Source organism: Saccharopolyspora flava (assembly GCF_900116135.1).
GTDB lineage: Bacteria > Actinomycetota > Actinomycetes > Mycobacteriales > Pseudonocardiaceae > Saccharopolyspora > Saccharopolyspora flava.
This window is the reverse complement of the sequence record NZ_FOZX01000004.1, coordinates 339,051-354,806: the sequence shown is the minus strand read 5'-3', so window position 1 is coordinate 354,806 and position 15,756 is coordinate 339,051. Positions and strand designations below refer to the sequence as shown.

The 15,756-nt window shown below is 71.6% G+C and carries 14 protein-coding genes; 1 reads left to right on the top strand and 13 read right to left on the bottom strand.

Annotated elements, in window-relative coordinates:
- Positions 1 to 23: 23 nt before the first annotated feature.
- The 12 genes from BM424_RS15030 to BM424_RS14975 all read right to left on the bottom strand — a co-directional run bounded on the left by BM424_RS15030 (position 24) and on the right by BM424_RS14975 (position 14,273).
- Positions 24 to 1,604: a GMC oxidoreductase gene (locus tag BM424_RS15030; RefSeq protein ID WP_483880139.1), complete on the bottom strand. Its 1,581-nt coding sequence runs from the start codon at positions 1,602 to 1,604 to the stop codon at positions 24 to 26.
- Between the two features lie 85 nt (positions 1,605 to 1,689).
- Complete coding sequence (locus BM424_RS15025; protein WP_175548105.1) at positions 1,690 to 2,247, bottom strand: TetR/AcrR family transcriptional regulator; 558 nt, start codon at positions 2,245 to 2,247, stop codon at positions 1,690 to 1,692.
- Between the two features lie 29 nt (positions 2,248 to 2,276).
- Complete coding sequence (locus tag BM424_RS15020; RefSeq protein WP_093417845.1) at positions 2,277 to 4,160, bottom strand: PIG-L family deacetylase; 1,884 nt, start codon at positions 4,158 to 4,160, stop codon at positions 2,277 to 2,279.
- A complete protein-coding gene (locus BM424_RS28850; RefSeq protein ID WP_093417842.1) occupies positions 4,157 to 6,379 on the bottom strand; it encodes a hypothetical protein in 2,223 nt (740 codons plus the stop codon). Before BM424_RS28850 ends, BM424_RS15020 begins: the two co-directional genes overlap by 4 nt.
- On the bottom strand, positions 6,376 to 6,807 hold the full coding sequence (locus tag BM424_RS15010) for a GtrA family protein (protein WP_245775865.1): 432 nt from the start codon (positions 6,805 to 6,807) through the stop codon (positions 6,376 to 6,378). The genes BM424_RS28850 and BM424_RS15010 overlap by 4 nt, the downstream gene beginning before the upstream one ends.
- On the bottom strand, positions 6,795 to 7,808 hold the full coding sequence (locus BM424_RS15005) for a glycosyltransferase family 2 protein (RefSeq protein WP_093417840.1): 1,014 nt from the start codon (positions 7,806 to 7,808) through the stop codon (positions 6,795 to 6,797). The genes BM424_RS15010 and BM424_RS15005 overlap by 13 nt, the downstream gene beginning before the upstream one ends.
- 456 nt (positions 7,809 to 8,264) lie before the next feature.
- Positions 8,265 to 8,642, bottom strand: coding sequence for a PH domain-containing protein (locus tag BM424_RS15000; RefSeq protein WP_093417838.1), 378 nt, complete (start codon positions 8,640 to 8,642; stop codon positions 8,265 to 8,267).
- A 182-nt stretch (positions 8,643 to 8,824) separates the two neighbouring features.
- On the bottom strand, positions 8,825 to 9,313 hold the full coding sequence (locus BM424_RS29205) for a hypothetical protein (protein ID WP_217649710.1): 489 nt from the start codon (positions 9,311 to 9,313) through the stop codon (positions 8,825 to 8,827).
- 337 nt (positions 9,314 to 9,650) lie between these two features.
- Positions 9,651 to 10,490 carry a fumarylacetoacetate hydrolase family protein gene (locus tag BM424_RS14990; RefSeq protein ID WP_093417837.1) on the bottom strand — a complete coding sequence of 280 codons (840 nt, stop codon included), beginning with the start codon at positions 10,488 to 10,490 and terminating at the stop codon, positions 9,651 to 9,653.
- Positions 10,487 to 12,262 carry a glyoxylate carboligase gene (gcl, locus tag BM424_RS14985; RefSeq protein WP_093417834.1) on the bottom strand — a complete coding sequence of 592 codons (1,776 nt, stop codon included), beginning with the start codon at positions 12,260 to 12,262 and terminating at the stop codon, positions 10,487 to 10,489. The genes BM424_RS14990 and gcl overlap by 4 nt, the downstream gene beginning before the upstream one ends.
- A gap of 284 nt (positions 12,263 to 12,546) precedes the next feature.
- Complete coding sequence (locus BM424_RS14980; RefSeq protein ID WP_093417832.1) at positions 12,547 to 13,431, bottom strand: 2-hydroxy-3-oxopropionate reductase; 885 nt, start codon at positions 13,429 to 13,431, stop codon at positions 12,547 to 12,549.
- Between the two features lie 29 nt (positions 13,432 to 13,460).
- Complete coding sequence (locus tag BM424_RS14975) at positions 13,461 to 14,273, bottom strand: hydroxypyruvate isomerase family protein (RefSeq protein WP_093417829.1); 813 nt, start codon at positions 14,271 to 14,273, stop codon at positions 13,461 to 13,463.
- 141 nt (positions 14,274 to 14,414) lie between these two features.
- Between BM424_RS14975 and BM424_RS14970 the strand changes: the two genes are divergently transcribed.
- Positions 14,415 to 15,095, top strand: a complete 681-nt coding sequence (locus BM424_RS14970; RefSeq protein ID WP_093418276.1) for a RibD family protein — start codon at positions 14,415 to 14,417, stop codon at positions 15,093 to 15,095.
- Here the strand turns inward: BM424_RS14970 and BM424_RS14965 are convergent.
- Positions 15,076 to 15,756 (bottom strand): CDP-alcohol phosphatidyltransferase family protein, encoded by a 681-nt coding sequence (locus tag BM424_RS14965; protein ID WP_093418273.1) that lies wholly within the window; start codon positions 15,754 to 15,756, stop codon positions 15,076 to 15,078. The two genes, BM424_RS14970 and BM424_RS14965, sit on opposite strands and share 20 nt — an antisense overlap.

Here is a 15,756-nt window from a genome sequence, read left to right as displayed (position 1 = left end):
GAGCGCCGGCGGGGTGGGGCGTCCTAGGCCGTGCGGATGTCCTGGGCTAGGACCTGGGCGATGTTGCGCTCGGCGAGGGCCGTGATGGTGACGAAGGGGTTGACGCCCGTGGAGCCCGGGATGAGGGAGCCGTCGGTGACGTAGAGGTTGTCGTAGCCCTTCACCCGGCCGTAGCCGTCGGTCGCCTCGCCGAGGACGAGACCGCCGAGCGGGTGGTAGGTGAAGCGGTTCTCGAAGGCGCGGGTGTCGCCGAACAGGTCGTAGCGGTAGCTGGTGCCGTTGACCTCGTTGATCCGGTCGAACATCCGCTTCGCCGCGTCGATCGACGGCTGCCCCTGCTCCTCCCGCCACTGCAGGACGGCGCGGTCGCTGCCCGGGTCGTAGCGGAACGTCCCGCGCTCGGGGTTGCGGGTGATCGCCAGGTACAGGCTCGCCCACGTCTCCAAACCGGCCGGGACCGGCGCGATCTCGGCGAACACCGGGTTCACCGGGTCGTCCCAGGCGTCGATGCCCAGCGCCGGCATGCCCGATTCCAGCGGTCCGACCAGGTCCTTCATGTGGTTGGCGCGGCCGAGCATCACGTTGCCGTTGGTGCCCCAGCCCTGCCCGATCGCCTCGCCGAGACGCGGCAGCTTGCCGGTGTCGCGGGCGCGCACCAGCAGTTCGGTCGACCCGAGGCTGCCCGCGCCGAGGAACAGGTACTTCGCGGTCATCTGGTGCACGCCGAGGACGTTGCCGGTCTCGTCGATCCGCCGCACCGACAGCGAGTAGGTGCCGTCCTGCTGCTGGGAGATGTCGCGGACCTCGCTCAGCGTCTGGATGGTGACGTTGCCGGTGCCCAGAGCGGCCGCGAGGTAGCTCTTGTCGAGCGAGCGCTTGCCGTGGTTGTTGCCGTAGATGACCTCCGAGGCCAGCGCCGAGCGCGGCACCAGCCCGTCCTCCTCGCGGCGCATGTAGTCGAAGTCGTAGACGCTGGGCACGAACGTCGTCTTGTACCCGGCCTTGTGCGCGGCCTCGCGGGAGACGCGGGCGAACTGGTAGGCGTCGCAGGTCTCGAACCAGTCGGGGTCGATGCTGTTGGTGCCCAGCATCGAGTTGGCCAGCGGGAAGTACCGGCCGTACATCTCGTCGGCGTTGACCTGCGGCAGGATCTCCTCGAAGTACCAGCGCTTCGGCGTCACCGCCATCGCGCCGTTGACCAGCGATCCGCCGCCGACGCCGCGGCCGACGTAGACCGACATGTCGCCGTAGTTGACCCGGTCGAGCACGCCCGCGTACGGCTCGATGTCGCGGTTGGCCAGGTCCAGCCACAGGAACGACGCCAGCGGTGCCTCGGTGCGCTTCTTGAACCACATCGACCGGCGGTCCGGGGTGAGCATGCTGGAGAAGATGCTGCCGTCCTCGGCCGGGGTGTCCCACAACCGGCCCATCTCCAGCATCACGGTGGGCACGCCCGCCGCACCGAGGCGCAGCGCGGTGACCGCGGCGCCGTAGCCGGTTCCGATGACGACGGCCGGCGAGTGCTCGGCCGCCTGCGCGGAGTGGCGGGTGGAGATGGTGGTCAATCCGAGCGCGGAGACGGAACCGAGGGCGGCCATGCCCATGAAGCGGCGGCGGGAGGTTGAGACGCGCACACCGGACCTTTCTGTCGTTGACGCAGGCTTACAACCGTTGTCAACGATGTAAAGATCAGGGAGTAACGCCCAATCCGGCGACGAGGTGTCGGTGCAGGTAGGCGCGCAGCCGGTCGTCCGAGCGGGAGCGGGCGCTCTCGAACTGCACCAGCGACACCAGCCAGCGCAGGCAGGTCTCGGCGATCTCCTCCAGCTCGTCCTCCAGCTCCGGCTGGAACTCCAGCAGCGGCAGCAGGAACGAGCGCGACAGCTCCAGCGCCCCGGGTCCCATCGGGTCGCCGTCGAAGAGGATCGTGCCGCGCTGCGGGAACGCGATCGGCGCGAGCGCGGGACTGCTGCGGAACTCCGAGCGCGCGGCGACCATGACCTCCACGACGTAGTCCGCGGCGGTCGTCGCCTCCTCGCGGGCGCGCTCGGTCACCCGCGAGATCACCTGCACGGCAGCGGTTTCCAGCGCTTCGGCGACCAGCTGCTCCAACGTTCCGAAGTGCGCGTAGATCGTCGGCCGGGACAGGCCGGAGAGCCGGGCCACGGAGCTGATGGACAGCCCCTCGAAACCGGCGGCGGCCATCCGCTGGATCGCGGCGTCGACGATCCTGGTGTGGACATCCATCCGGGCAGTATCCACGCCCGCGCCCGCGGTCAGTCGGCGCGCCGGTCGCGATCCACGGCGGGACGCCATCCGGCGAAGCGGAACCCGCCCGGCGCGGCGGTGCCGGTGTTGGTCTCCAGGCGGCCGTCGACACCCACGCCCAGCAGCGTGATCCCGCCGCCGGGTTCCACGACGGCGGTGGGCTGGGCGGCGAGCTCTCCGCCGGTCTCGGCCCAGGGGCCACCGGCTCCGCTCGCGACGCGCACGGAGCCCGCGGCGTCGCGGGCGAGGCGGAGCAGATCGACGGGCCCGCGCGGCCCCGGGGCGACGACGCTGGGGTCGCCGATCCCGCCGGGCGCGGGCGAGCTCGTCGTCTCGTGCCAGCCCTGCGCGGTCAGCGAGCGCTCGACGAGCTCGCCGCGGTCGGTCCGCACCAGCAGGCGGACCGATCCGTCGGCCGCGCGGTCGGCGACCGGGGCACCGGCGGGCCGGGCACCGCCGATCGGCACCCGCTCCACGGTCGCGCCACCCTCGCGCGACACCTCCCAGTGCAGGACGTGCTGCCGGGTCGTGGCGAAAACGTGCGCGGCGCCGTCCTTTCCGGCCGCGAGGGCGACGTCCTGGACGTCGGTGCCGCCGAGGTCGCTCCAGCGGCCGTCGGTCTCCCGGCGGAAGCTCACGCCGCCGGTGGAGTTCTTCACGGCCAGCACGACCCGGTCCTCGGAGTCCACCACCGCGGCCGGCGGCCCCGTCTGCGACGGGTCGGACGCGGCGGGCGCGTCCACCGGCCGCCAGCGGTCGCCCGGCCCCAGCAGCAGCACGCGCGAGCCCGGCCGGTTTTGCGCCACCAGCACCGGCGGCCCCGCCCGCCGGGCCAGCAGCGACGCGCGGGACCGGATCGGTTCGGGCACCGGCAGCAGGTCGGGGCCGCGCCAAACGCCCTGCGGCGAGCGGGTCCAGCGCGCGAGACCGTGCGCGCGCACCGAGAACGCCTGCACCGAGCCGTCTCCGGAGCGCGCGGCCCACCGGCCGCTTTGGGGCAGCCGGTAGGCGCTGTTGTCGCTCCAGGTGCGGTAGATGCCCCCCTGGGCGAGCGGGTCGTGCGGCGCGTAGGCGGCGAAGGCCTCCCGCGTGGTGACCTTGTCCGCCTCGGCCAGCGGCGACGGGGTGTCGGCGACGTTGTAGTCGCGGTAGTGCAGCACCATCGGGGAGGAGGCGCGCGGCCGGTGCGCGGTGGCGGCCTCGCGGGCCAGCGCGGCCCCGGCCACGTGGTCGGGGTGGTCGTGCACGCCGACCCAGTTGGGCTGGTAGCGCGCGTCGGGCTGGTCGTCCTGCAACCGGATGACGGTGGGTTGGAAGGCGTCGAACAGCGCGGTGAGCGCCTCGACGACGGCACGCCGGTCGAACACCTGCGATTGCGGCACGGCCGCCCCCGCCGGGGCGGTCGTGGTCACGGTCAGGGCGGGATCGTCGCGCAGCCGGGTCAGGACGTGGCGGCCCTGACCGGAGTTGGCGTCCTCGGGCAGGTTGAGGAACACCAGCCGCACCTCGGGGTCGGCGCGCAGCGCGTCGACCTGGGCGAGGCGGCCGTGCCCCAGCGGGATCGTGCCGCGCACCCAGTCGTTGGGCTTGCGGGCCATCTGCGCGTAGGCGGCGCGGCTGCCTTCCTGCCGCCCGGCGCTGTAGCCGGGCTTGTCGGGCACGTCGGCCTCCCCGGCCGTGAGGTAGATGCCGGTCGTGGGCACACCGCGGCGCAACCCCTCGGCGAGGTCGGGGTTCATGAACAGCAGGTCGTCGTCGGGGTGCGCCACGACCTGCGCGAAGTGCGCCCGGGGAACCGGCGGCGGAGGTTCGGCTCCGCGCTGCTGAGGTGCTTGGCAGGCGGCCGCGATCAGCAGTGCGACCCCGATGCCGAACGCGATCAGCCTGCTCATCGCGGCTCCTCCCGGCGGCGTGCGCGGACCTGCTGGATCCCGGTGCCCGCGGCGAGCAGCGCTCCCCCGGCCGCCGCGGCCAGCCCCAGGCGCAGGCTCGGTGGCGTCCAGCTCAGCTCGACCTTCCCCTCGCCGGGCGGGCCCGGCGGGAGCACGACCTCCAGCAGCCCGGCCGGTCCGGCGTGCGCGGGCAGCGCGGTTCCGTTCCAGGTCGCGGTGTAGCCGGGCCACGCCGTCTTGGCGAACACCAGGCGCTGGGCACCTCCGTCGCGGTGCAGCACGAGCTCCTCGTCGCGGGGTCCGCGCGCGACGTCGGACAGCACGCGCGCACCGGGCGAGGCGGAGCTGAGGTAGCCCGTCCCCGTCGCGATCGGCTGGTCCCGGCGCAGCACGCTGATCCGCGCGTTGCGCTCGGCGAGGTGCCATCCCTGCGGGACGACGGGCTGGGGGATGAGCTTGTGCTGCACCACGACCGTGTCCAACAGCAGCAGGTCCGCCAACTGCACGTGCGCGCCGCGCGGCGGCCGCCACAGCGCGTCGTAGGCGCCCGGGCAGGCCGTGCCCTCGTAGCGCAGGCACAGCGCGTCGGAGAGCCTGCTGAACCCGATCCCGGTGTAGGACCCGACGCTGTCCACATCGGACAGCAGGAAACCGTTGCCGACGACGAGGTCCCGCCACATCTCCCGCGATTCCTCGCCAGGCCCGGGCGTGTTGATCCGGGAGTCGGCGATCTGCAGCACCCGCCCCTCGTAGCGACCGGCGTAGGCCGCGGTGAGCTGACCCGGCGAGCTCGGGAAGTGGTACTGCACGTTCGGCCCGTTGCCGACGAACCACAGGCACTGCAGGCAGAACGTCAGCGCCGTGCCCACCTGCAGCACCGCCAGCAGCGCCCGGTTCCCCCGCTTGCGGTGCAGCGCGACACCGGCCGCCACCAGCCCTCCGACCAGCACGGCCGCCGGCACCGCGCGGCCGAGGGTCACCAGGTCCGGGGTGCGGTCGGCGGTGAAGTACACCGACAGCAGCAGGAACGCCGCGGTCCCGGTCGCGCGCAGCCGCAGGCGGTCGCGGCGCAGCCCGGCGGTCAGCACCACGGCCAGCAGAACGGCCACGGCGAGGTAGCCGTAGTGCACCACCCGCAGCGGCCAGCGGAACATCCACACCTCGGACGGGCCCAGCGCCACCAGCAGGTACACCAGCGCGATCACCACGGGTCCGGCGAGCTCGCGGAACCGGCGGCGCAGCACCGACCAGTCGCACCAGAACGCCAGCGGGACGGCGAACCAGCAGAAGTACACCGCGGGCACGGTCACCGCCGGGATCGCCGGAACGTAGGCGGGAGCGCTGAGGTTGATCAGGTCGTCGAGGTGCGGGGCGAGCTTGCCCGTGTTGCCGACCCCGCCCGAGGTGCTCCGCCAGGTCATGTGCGCCGAGCGCACCAGCGGCAGGTACACCAGCGGCACGACCGCGCCGATCGCCACCGACACCACCAGCAACCGCCCGGCGGCCCGCCACCAGCGCTGCAGCCCGCACTCCACCAGCAGCGCGGCCAGCACCACGCACACCCCGAGCAGGCCGTAGGGGTTTCCCGCCGTCACCGCCAACGCCCCCAGCAGGAACACCCAGAAGGCGTTGGTGCGCCCGCGAACCATGCGGCGCGCGGCCAGCCACACGAACGGCACCCACACGAACGCCAGCAGCGCGGCCGGCCACTTCGCGGCGTCGAAGTGCAGCAGCGATCCGGTCAGCGGCAGCGCGGTGGCCAGGGCGCTCGCCGACCAGCGGGCGGCCCCGTACTCGCGGGAGACCAGGTAGCCGCCCAGGGCGATCGCGACCAGCGCGACCGTGCGCACCACGATCCCGGCGACGCCGACGTCCGACGACAGCGACACCCCCACCCACACCAGGGCGTTGACCGGGTTCCAGATGCCGAACAGGGTCTCGGCGGCGAGGTTGCCGCCCATGAGCAGGTTCGGGTCCAGCACCGGGGGCCAGATCCCGCTGCGCACCTGCTGGCCGAGGTGGAACCACATCGGCAGCACCTGGGTGGCGGCGTCGTCGACGAAGTAGAACCAGCCCGGCCGCAGCACCGGCACCTGCGCCAGCACCGCCACCAGGAGGCAGGTCAGCAGCGGAGCGGAGAACCGGCCGCGGTCGCGGACCCGAGCGGGCTCGCGGGGGTGCGCGTCCTCGGCCGGTGCGGCCTCGACGAGTTGAGTCACGAAGTCCTCCCCAAGGGCAGCGATTCGCCGGGACCGGGTCGGGGCGCGCGGTTCCGCGAGGTCAGGATCAGCCGGGTCACCAGGTAGGTGGCCGGGGTGGCCACCAGGCCGCCGAGCAGCGTCGCCAGCAGCGGGTGGACGCGGGCGACCTCGACCAGCAGCCACATGGTGGTCGCGCTGATCGCGAGGTTCACGCAGTTCGACGCCGGGTAGACCAGGAAGGTGCGCAGCCGCGGCCGAACCCGGAACGTGTACCGGCAGTTGAGCAGGTACGACACCGACATGGCGGTGATCGTGGCGAGCACGTGCGCCACCAGGTAGCCGATCCACAGCCACGTCGCCAGGTAGACGAGGTAGTGCACGACGGTGTTCACCCCACCCACCACCGCGAACCGGGCGAACCTGCCCGCTTCGCTCAGTCCGCGCACGACCGGCCTCCGTTGCCGCTGGCCGGGTCGGCGACCAGCGGCGGATCGGACGGCCTGCGCGGCACGACCATCCGCGGCGCCGGGGCACCACCGGCCTCCTTGACGAAGTAGGCCGGGCGCTGCTTAGACTCCAGGTAGATGCGCCCGACGTACTCGCCGACCACCCCGAGCAGCAGCAGCTGCATCCCGCCGAAACCGGTGATGCCCACGATCAGCGTCGCGTACCCGGGCGCGCCGCTGTGCCCGGTGAGCGCGCAGGCGATGACGTACACGGCGTAGAGGAAGGCCAGCAGCGTGACCGCACCGCCGAGGTAGATCGCCGCGCGCAGCGGTGTGCTGTTGAACGACACGACGCCGTCGATGCCGTAGTTGACGAGCCTGCCGAAGCTGAAGCACGAGCGGTCGTACTTGCGGGTGACGTTGCGGTACGGAACCGTCGCGGTCGGGTACCCGATCCAGGCGAACAGGCCTTTGGAGAAGCGGTTGGTCTCGGGCAGGGCCAGCACCGCGTCGACGGCGCGGCGGGACAGCACCCGGAAGTCGCCCACCCCGTCCTCGAGCCGGACGTCGGCGAGCTTGTTGACGCCGACGTAGTACAGCTTGGACAGCAGCGAGCGCACGCGCGGTTCGCCGTGCCGGTCGCGGCGGGCGACGACCTGGTCGTGCCCGGCGCCGAGCAGGGCGAGCATGTCGCCGATCAGCCACGCCGGGTGCTGCAGGTCGGCGTCCATGATGAGCACGCGCTCGCCGGTGGCCTCGCGGAGCCCGGCGAGCATCGCGGCCTCCTTGCCGAAGTTGCGGCTCAGCGACAGGTACCGGTAGCGCGGGTCGAGCGTGCTCAGCCTGCGGGCCTCGTCGAGCGTCCCGTCGCTGCTGCCGTCGTCGACGAGCACCACCTCGTACTGCCCGACGAGCGCGGGCAGCACGGCGTTGAGCTCGTCGCGGAGCTCGGCCAGTCCGCGCTCCTCGTTGAAGCACGGAACCACTACGGACAGATCCATTGATCACACTCGCGCAAGATTAACAATTCGCCGACACAACTACTCGAAATTCGATCAGTCGAGCGAGATCGTTAACGCGAGAAAAGGATCATTTCCAGGCGCCCGAGAACAAGATCCTGAATTACTCTCGAATTGTGCGGTGCGCGTGACAGAGATCGCGAAGTTGCTGCTGCGGTGGATCTTTCGACCATATGAACCCAACGTCCGACTCCCCCTCACAGCACCCCGAATCACGCTCCACACCGAACTCAACTCGCGGAATGGACTCGCGAACGAATTTCGATCAGCCCTGATCGACGTTAAATGAGAACGATCCGCAACGCACAATTCGGAGGACACGCTCACCCTTTGGCATGGATTCGGCGAGCGGCTTTCAGGCCCGCGGGCGCGGGTGGGCGAGACGCAGCACGGCCCCTGGTCCCGACGGGATCAGGGGCCGTGCGCGACCTCAGGTGGTCACCGGGCGACGAACGCGCCCAGCAGGGCCTGCACCTCGTAGACGTCGACGCCCTTGCCGAACTGCTGCGACACCGGTTCCGGCATGCTGGAGACCCAGAACTTCAGCTCGGCGTCGAGGTCGAAGGTGCCCGCGGTCTCGACCGAGAAGTGCGTGATGCTGCGGTAGGGGTACGAGTGGTACTCGATCTTGCGCCCGGTCACGCCCTGCTTGTCCACCAGGATCAACCGCCGGTCGGTGAAGATCAGCGAGTCCCGGATCAGCTGGTAGGCGGCGTGGATCTGCTCCCCCTGCGCCAGCAGCCTGCCGAACTCCTTCGCAGCCGCCTGCGGGTCCATCCCCGAGGCGTTGCCCATCATGCCACCGAACAAACCCATGCCCACTCCTTGAAGACGATCTCCCCACCACCGTACCGACATCGCCTCCACCTCCGGGACGTCTGCCATCCGGGTGCGGACGCGTCAACGCCGGCCGGTCTGCGGTGGGGAACTCGCAGAGCGGCCGGCGTTGACGAGACTGCGCGAGACCGGGGCGGGGGATGCTGGACCGGTCGGGGTGGTCAGCCGGTGACGGCGACGTGGCCTTCGGCCGCCTCGGGGGACGGGGCTTCCGGGAGGCTTTCGGAGGTGTCCTGCACCTGGGTCGAGGAGTCGGCCGGGGTTTCCTGCTCGGGCAGGACCTCGGTGCCCGAGTCCGCCGGCGGCTGCTCGGCGGGCGGCTGCTCGGCCGGGGGCTGCTCGGCCGGGGGCTGCTCGGCCGGGGGCTGCTCGGCCGGAGGTTCGGGGACCTCGGCGGCCTCGGGGTGGTCGACGACGGGAGCGTTGGTGCACTCCACGTCCTGACCCGAGCCGATCGGGGCGACGGCGCCGAGCACGCCGACGTTGTTCCCGCACAGCTGCACCGGGGCGACGCTGGTGTTGTTGTCGTTGCCGAGGTTGATGCCGTCGTTGTCCGTCGTGTCGGCCGAGGCCGGGAGGACGCCGACGACCAGTCCGGCACCGAGGGTGAGAGCCGCTGTCCAACAGCTTCTTTCGCGGAGCGTTCGCATCCGATACCTGCCTTCTCCGGGGAGGAACCGAAGTTCCCCCTGAGCGGGTGATCAAGTTCGCGCGAACACTAACCCGCCACCACCCCGGCCGCCACGCGAACTCGATCAGCGCCGCAACGGCGGTATATTCCGTTTGACCAGCGAAAATGAATGCGATGCGGAGTGAACCACGGGGCACGCATTCCGCTTGATCACCTGATGGGGTCACCTGAATGACCCGTTGAGGCGACACCGATGAGCCTTTCCGGCACGCCGGAGTACCGTCCTCTGTGGACTACCGACGCACCGGGACCCGGGGTGGGAGGCGTCCGGCAGAGCGCCTCCCACCCCGGACCTCCTATCCCCGGATCGTGGATCGCTGGCGCCCGAGGTGCTGGACCTCGATGTCGACCACGTCCCGGGGACGGAGGAACGGGCGCGGCTCCGGCTGCAGAGCCGCGACTCCGGCGGGGGTTCCGGTGAGCACCAGATCCCCCGGGTGCAACGTCATCAGGCCGCTCAGGTGGGCCAGCAGCTCGCCGACCCCGAAGACCATGTCGGCCGTGCTCCCCCGCTGCCGCGGGATCCCGTTGACCTGCGCTTCCAGCCGCAGGTCCTGCGGATCGCCGATCTCGTCGGCGGTGAGCAGCCACGGGCCCAGCGGCGTGAAGGTGTCGTGGCACTTGCCGCGCACCCACGTCGGCCCGCTGGCCAGCTGCGCGCGCTCGGTGACGTCGTTGGCCGCGACGTAACCCGCCACCGACCGCAGCGCCGTCCGCGGATCCGGGCAGGAGCGCAGCCGGGTGCCGATCACGACGCCCAGCTCCACCTCCCAGTCGGTGTGCGCGCTGCCCGGCGGCAGCACGATCTCGTCGTTGGGGCCGATGATCCCGCCGCTGGGCTTGAGGAACACGATCGGCTCGGCCGGTGGTTCGGCACCGGCCTCGGCGGCGTGGCACCGGTAGTTCAGGCCGATGCCCACCACGGTTCCCGGACGCGCGATCGGCGGGCCGAAGCGCGTCGCGGGCAGTTCCGGCAGGGCCTGCCGGCCGGCCGCGATCGCCGCGAGGCGCTCGGGGTCGGCCAGCAGGTCGCCGTCGATGTCGTGGGCGAACCCGGACACGTCGCGGACCAGGCCCGCAGCGTCCAACACCCCCGGCCGCTCGGCGCCGGGTTCGCCCACCCTGACCAGTCTCATGACCGGCCCGCTACCGCGGTCGGAGCGTCGGCGCCGGACTCGGCCAGCGCCTCGAACTCGTTGACCGCGTCGATCTCGGTGCCCATCGACACGTTGGTGACCCGCTCGACCACGACCTCCACGACCACCGGGACGCGGTGCTCGGCGACGAGCTTCTTGGCCTGCTCCAGGGCGTCGAAGATGCCGTCGGAGTCGAACACCCGCAGCGCCTTGCAGCCCAGCCCCTCGACGACCTTGACGTGGTCGACGCCGTAGCCGTTGACCTCCGGGGCGTTGATGTTCTCGAACGACAGCTGCACGTGGTAGTCCATGTCGAACCCGCGCTGCGCCTGCCGGATCAGCCCGAGGTAGGCGTTGTTGATGAGCACGTGCACGAACGGGATGTGGAACTGCGCGCCGACCGCCAGCTCCTCGACCAGGAACTGGAAGTCGTAGTCGCCGGAGACCGCGACCACGGTGGACTCGGGATCGGCCGTGGCGACACCGATCGCCGCCGGGACGGTCCAGCCCAGCGGACCGGCCTGACCGGCGTTGATCCAGTGCCGCGGCCGGTAGACGTGCAGCATCTGGGCCGCCTGGATCTGCGAGAGCCCGATCGTGGACACGTACCGGGTGTCGGGGCCGAACGCGCGGTTCATCTCCTGGTACACCCGCTGCGGTTTGATCGGCGCCGACTCGAAGTGGGTCTTGCGCAGCAGCGCGGCCTTGCGGTCCCGGCACCGCCGGGCCCACTCGCCGCGGTCGGCCAGCCTGCCCTCGCGCTGCCACTCGCGGGCGACGTCGAGGAAGACCTCCAGCGCCGCGCGGGCGTCCGAGACGATGCCGTAGTCGGGCGCGAAAACCCGTCCGATCTGGGTGGGTTCGACGTCGACGTGGACGAAAGTCCGGTCACCCCGGTAGGTGTCGAGCCCGCCGGTGTGGCGGTTGGCCCAGCGGTTGCCGATGCCGAGCACGAAGTCCGACTCCAGCAGCGTCGCGTTGCCGTAGCGGTGCGAGGTCTGCAGGCCCACCATGCCCGCCGCCAGCGGGTGGTCGTCGGCGATGGCTCCCCAGCCCATCAGCGTCGGCACGACCGGGACGCCCAGGGTTTCGGCGAACTCCACCAGCAGCGCCGAGGCGTCGGCGTTGATGACCCCGCCACCGGCGACGATCAGCGGCCGCTCGGCGGCGGCCAGCATCTCCAGCGCGTGCTCGGCCTGCGCGCGGGTGGCGCGCGGGTTGGCGACCGGCAGCGGCTCGTAGGTGTCGATGTCGAACTCGATCTCGGCCAGCTGCACGTCCAGCGGCAGGTCGATGAGCACCGGGCCCGGGCGTCCGGAGCGCATCAGCTGGAAGGCCTTCTGGAACGCGCCCGGCACCTGCGCGGGTTCCAGCACGGTCACCGCCCACTTGGTGACGGGCTTGGCGATCGACTCGATGTCGACGGCCTGGAAGTCCTCCTTGTGCAGCTTGGCGACCGGCGCCTGACCGGTGATCGCCAGGATCGGGATGGAGTCCGCCGAGGCGGAGTACAACCCGGTGATCATGTCGGTGCCCGCAGGGCCGGAGGTGCCGACGCAGACGCCGATGTTGCCCGGCTCCGCCCGCGTGTAGCCCTCGGCCATGTGCGAGGCGGCCTCGACGTGCCGGGCGAGCACGTGGTGGATGCCGCCGTGCTCCTTCATGGCGCTGTAGAACGGGTTGATCGCGGCGCCGGGCAGCCCGAAGGTCTGGGTGGCACCCTCCTTCTCCAGGATGAGGGCAGCGGCGTCCACGGTGCGCATGCGCGTCATGTTCGTCCTCGTTTCGGCGTCAGGGGCAGGTCTCGCTGCGGGAGTAGCGGATTACGCCGGTAATCGGGTCCCCGAATACCGCCGTAACCGGGTGACGGAATACCGCCGTAATCGGATCCCCGAAAACTGCCGTAATCGGGTCCCCGAATACCGCAGTAATCGGGTGACGGATTACCGGCGTATTCGGGTCACCGGGAACCGCCGTGGTCGGGGGGGTGGGGTGCGGCCGCGGTCCGTCACCTGTGCGCGGCCGCACCCCGTCGTCCCCGCGTCGGGCGGCGGGGTCAGGTGGTGCTGCGGCCGGAGAGGCGTTCGACGCCGCGCAGCAGGGCGGAGTGGTCGAGCCCGCCGTCGCCTTGGGCGCGGGCGGCGGCCATGAGCTGCGCGAGCAGCGAGCCGACCGGGACGACCACACCGGCCTCGCGGGCGGCGGCGGTGACGATGCCCAGGTCCTTGTGGTGCAGGTCGATGCGGAAACCCGGGTCGAAGCTGCGGTTGAGCATGTTCGACCGCTTCTGGTTGAGCACCGCCGATCCGGCGAGCCCGCCGCCGAGGACCTCCAGCGCGGCCTCGACGTCCACGCCGTAGGACTCGACGAACACCACGGCCTCGGACAGGGCCTGGATGTTGGCGGCGACGATGAGCTGGTTGGCGGCCTTGACGGTCTGGCCCGCGCCGCTGGGACCGACGTGCACGACGGTCTTGCCGACGTGGTCGAAGACCTCCGCCGCGGCGGCGAAGTCCTCGGCCGAGCCACCGACCATGATGGACAGAGCCGCGTTCTTGGCCCCGGCCTCACCACCGGAGACGGGGGCGTCGAGCAGCCGGAAGCCCTTCGCGGCGGCCTCCTCGGCGAGCTCGATGGTCACGTCGGGGCGGATGCTGGAGAAGTCGATGATCAGCGCGTTCGGCTTGGCGTTGGCGAACACGCCGTTGTCGCCGGTGAGCACGTCGCGGACGTCGGGGCTGTCGGGGACCATCACGCAGACGATCTCGGCCCCCGAGACGGCTTCGGCGATCGAGTCGGCCGAGCCGCCGCCCGCCTCCTTGAGCGGGCCGTACTTGTGCGGCGTGATGTTGTAGCCGGTCACGTCGTGGCCGGCGTTGGCGAGGTGCACGGCCATGGGGCTGCCCATGACGCCCAGGCCGATGAACGCGATCGAGCTCATTGCTTCCTCCTCGGGAACGCTTCGGTGTGTCAGCTGCGGCGCTCGCGCGGGAGCCAGTCGAAGGCGCCCGCCTGGCCGCCGGCCTTGTACTCCAGGCCGACCCAGCCGCGGTAGCCGCCGCGTTCGAGCGCGGCCAGCTGCTGCTGCAGCGGCAGCGACCCGGTCCCGGGTTCGTTGCGGCCGGGGTGGTCGGCGATCTGCACGTGCGCGATGCGGTCGACGTGGTCGGCGATGACCTCGTCGACGTCGTCGCCGTTGACCGCCAGGTGGTAGAGGTCGGCGAGCAGGCCGAGGTTGGTCGCGCCGGAGGCCGCCTGCACCCGGTCGATGACCGCCAGCGCGTCGGCGGCGGTGCGCAGCGGGTAGGGCTGCGGGCCGCTGACCGGCTCGACCAGCACGGTGCCGCCGATGCTGGCGGCGGCCTTGGCCGCCAGGGAGAGGTTCTCGACCGCGAGCTCGTCCTGCTGCCGGGCGGAGGCGCCGTCGACCCGGTTGCCGTAGAGGGCGTTGAAGGCCGTGCACCCCAGGCGCTCGCCGATGGCGACGGTGACGTCGACGTTGTCGCGGAACTCGCCGCTGCGCTCGGGCCAGGAGACCAGGCCGCGGTCGCCGCCGGGCATGTCACCCGCGAAGAAGTTCAGCCCGACCAGCCGCACGCCGGCGTCCTCGACGGCGCGGACGAAGGCGTCGACGTCGCGCTGCGCGGGCACCGCGGTGTCGAACGGCCACCAGAACTCGACGGCGTCGAACCCGGCGGCCTTGGCCGCGGCCGGGCGTTCCAGCAGCGGCAGCTCGGTCAGCAGGATCGAGCAGTTCACCTCGTAGGGCAGTGCGTGACTCATCGCAGCCGTCCCCTTAATTCCGTATCGCGGATGTTTGTTTCCGTTCCACAGAATAGTGTCGGCCGTCACCGGGTTTTGTCAACACTTTGTTGATTCCGCTGGAGGGAGCGTTGCCGACGATCAATCGGTACCGTGGCGGTCGTGACGCGCCCCCACGTTCTGCTCAGCGTCGCCGTCAGCGCCGACGGCTGCATCGACGACGTGAGCCCGCAGCGCTTCCCGCTGTCCAACGCCGCCGACTTCGACCACGTCGACCAGGTGCGCGCCGAGTCCGACGCGATCCTGCTCGGCGCGGGCACCGTCCGGCGCGACGACCCGCGGCTCCTGGTGCGCAGCGCCGAGCGGTGCGCCGCCCGGCTCGCCCGGGGCCTGCCGGAGCACCCGATGAAGGTCGTCGTCTCCGGCAGCGGCGACCTCGCGCCCGCGCTGCGGCTGTGGCACCTCGACGGCGCCAAGCTCGTCTACACCACCGACGCCGGAGCAGCATCGACCACTGTGGACCGATTCGCCGAAATCGCCGCGATGGGACCGGAAATCGACTTCGGGGAGATGCTTGACGACCTCGGGGCGCGGGGCGTGCGGCGGCTCATGGTCGAGGGCGGCACCTGCATCCACACCGGGTTCCTGCGCGCCGGCCTGGCCGACGAGCTGCGGATGGCGATCGCGCCGATGCTCATCGGCCAGCAGGCCGCGCCGCGCTTCCTGCACCCGGCGCTGTTCCCCGGCGGCCCGGAACGCCGCTTCCACCTCGAGGACGTGACGAAGATCGGCGATGTCGCCGTGCTGCGCTACTTCCCGAAGGTCACGTCCGAGAACGCCTGAGCCACAGCACGTCCCGGCCGAACGACCACAGGAGAGCCAGCAGCGCCAGCAGCACCGCCGTCGCGGCGTGCGGAACGACGCCCGACGACGCCGCGACCAGCACGATGCCCTGCACCGCCGCGACGGTCTTGCGCGCACGGCTCGGCGGCAGCTCCGCGCGCAGCCACCACCACCGCCACGACGCGGCGACGAACGCGTAGCGCATCAGCCCGATCACCAGCACCCACAGCCCCAGCTCCGTCGCGACGTGGACGCTGAGCACGAGGATGAGGAACGCGTCGACCTCCATGTCCAACCGCGCCCCGAAGGCCGACGTGGTGCCGGTGCGCCGGGCCACCTGCCCGTCGAGGAAGTCGCTGATCAGCGCCACGATCCCGAGCACCACCAGCAGTCCCGGGCCGACACCGTCGGCCACCAGCGCCGCGATCACCGCCGTCAGCGCCGCCCGCACCAGCGTGATCCGGTCCGCGGGGCCGAGACAGGTGGTTGCGTGGCGGAGCATCGCGCGGCGCACCAGCGCCTGGGTGCCCAGCGCGCAACCGATTCCGGCGGCCCAGCCCAGCGGCCCCAGCCCGAGCGTCGCGGCGACGGCGAGCAGCGCGAGCACCTGCACGCCCGCCCACGCCAGGTGCTCGGCGGTGTTGCGGTGGAGTTCGATCAT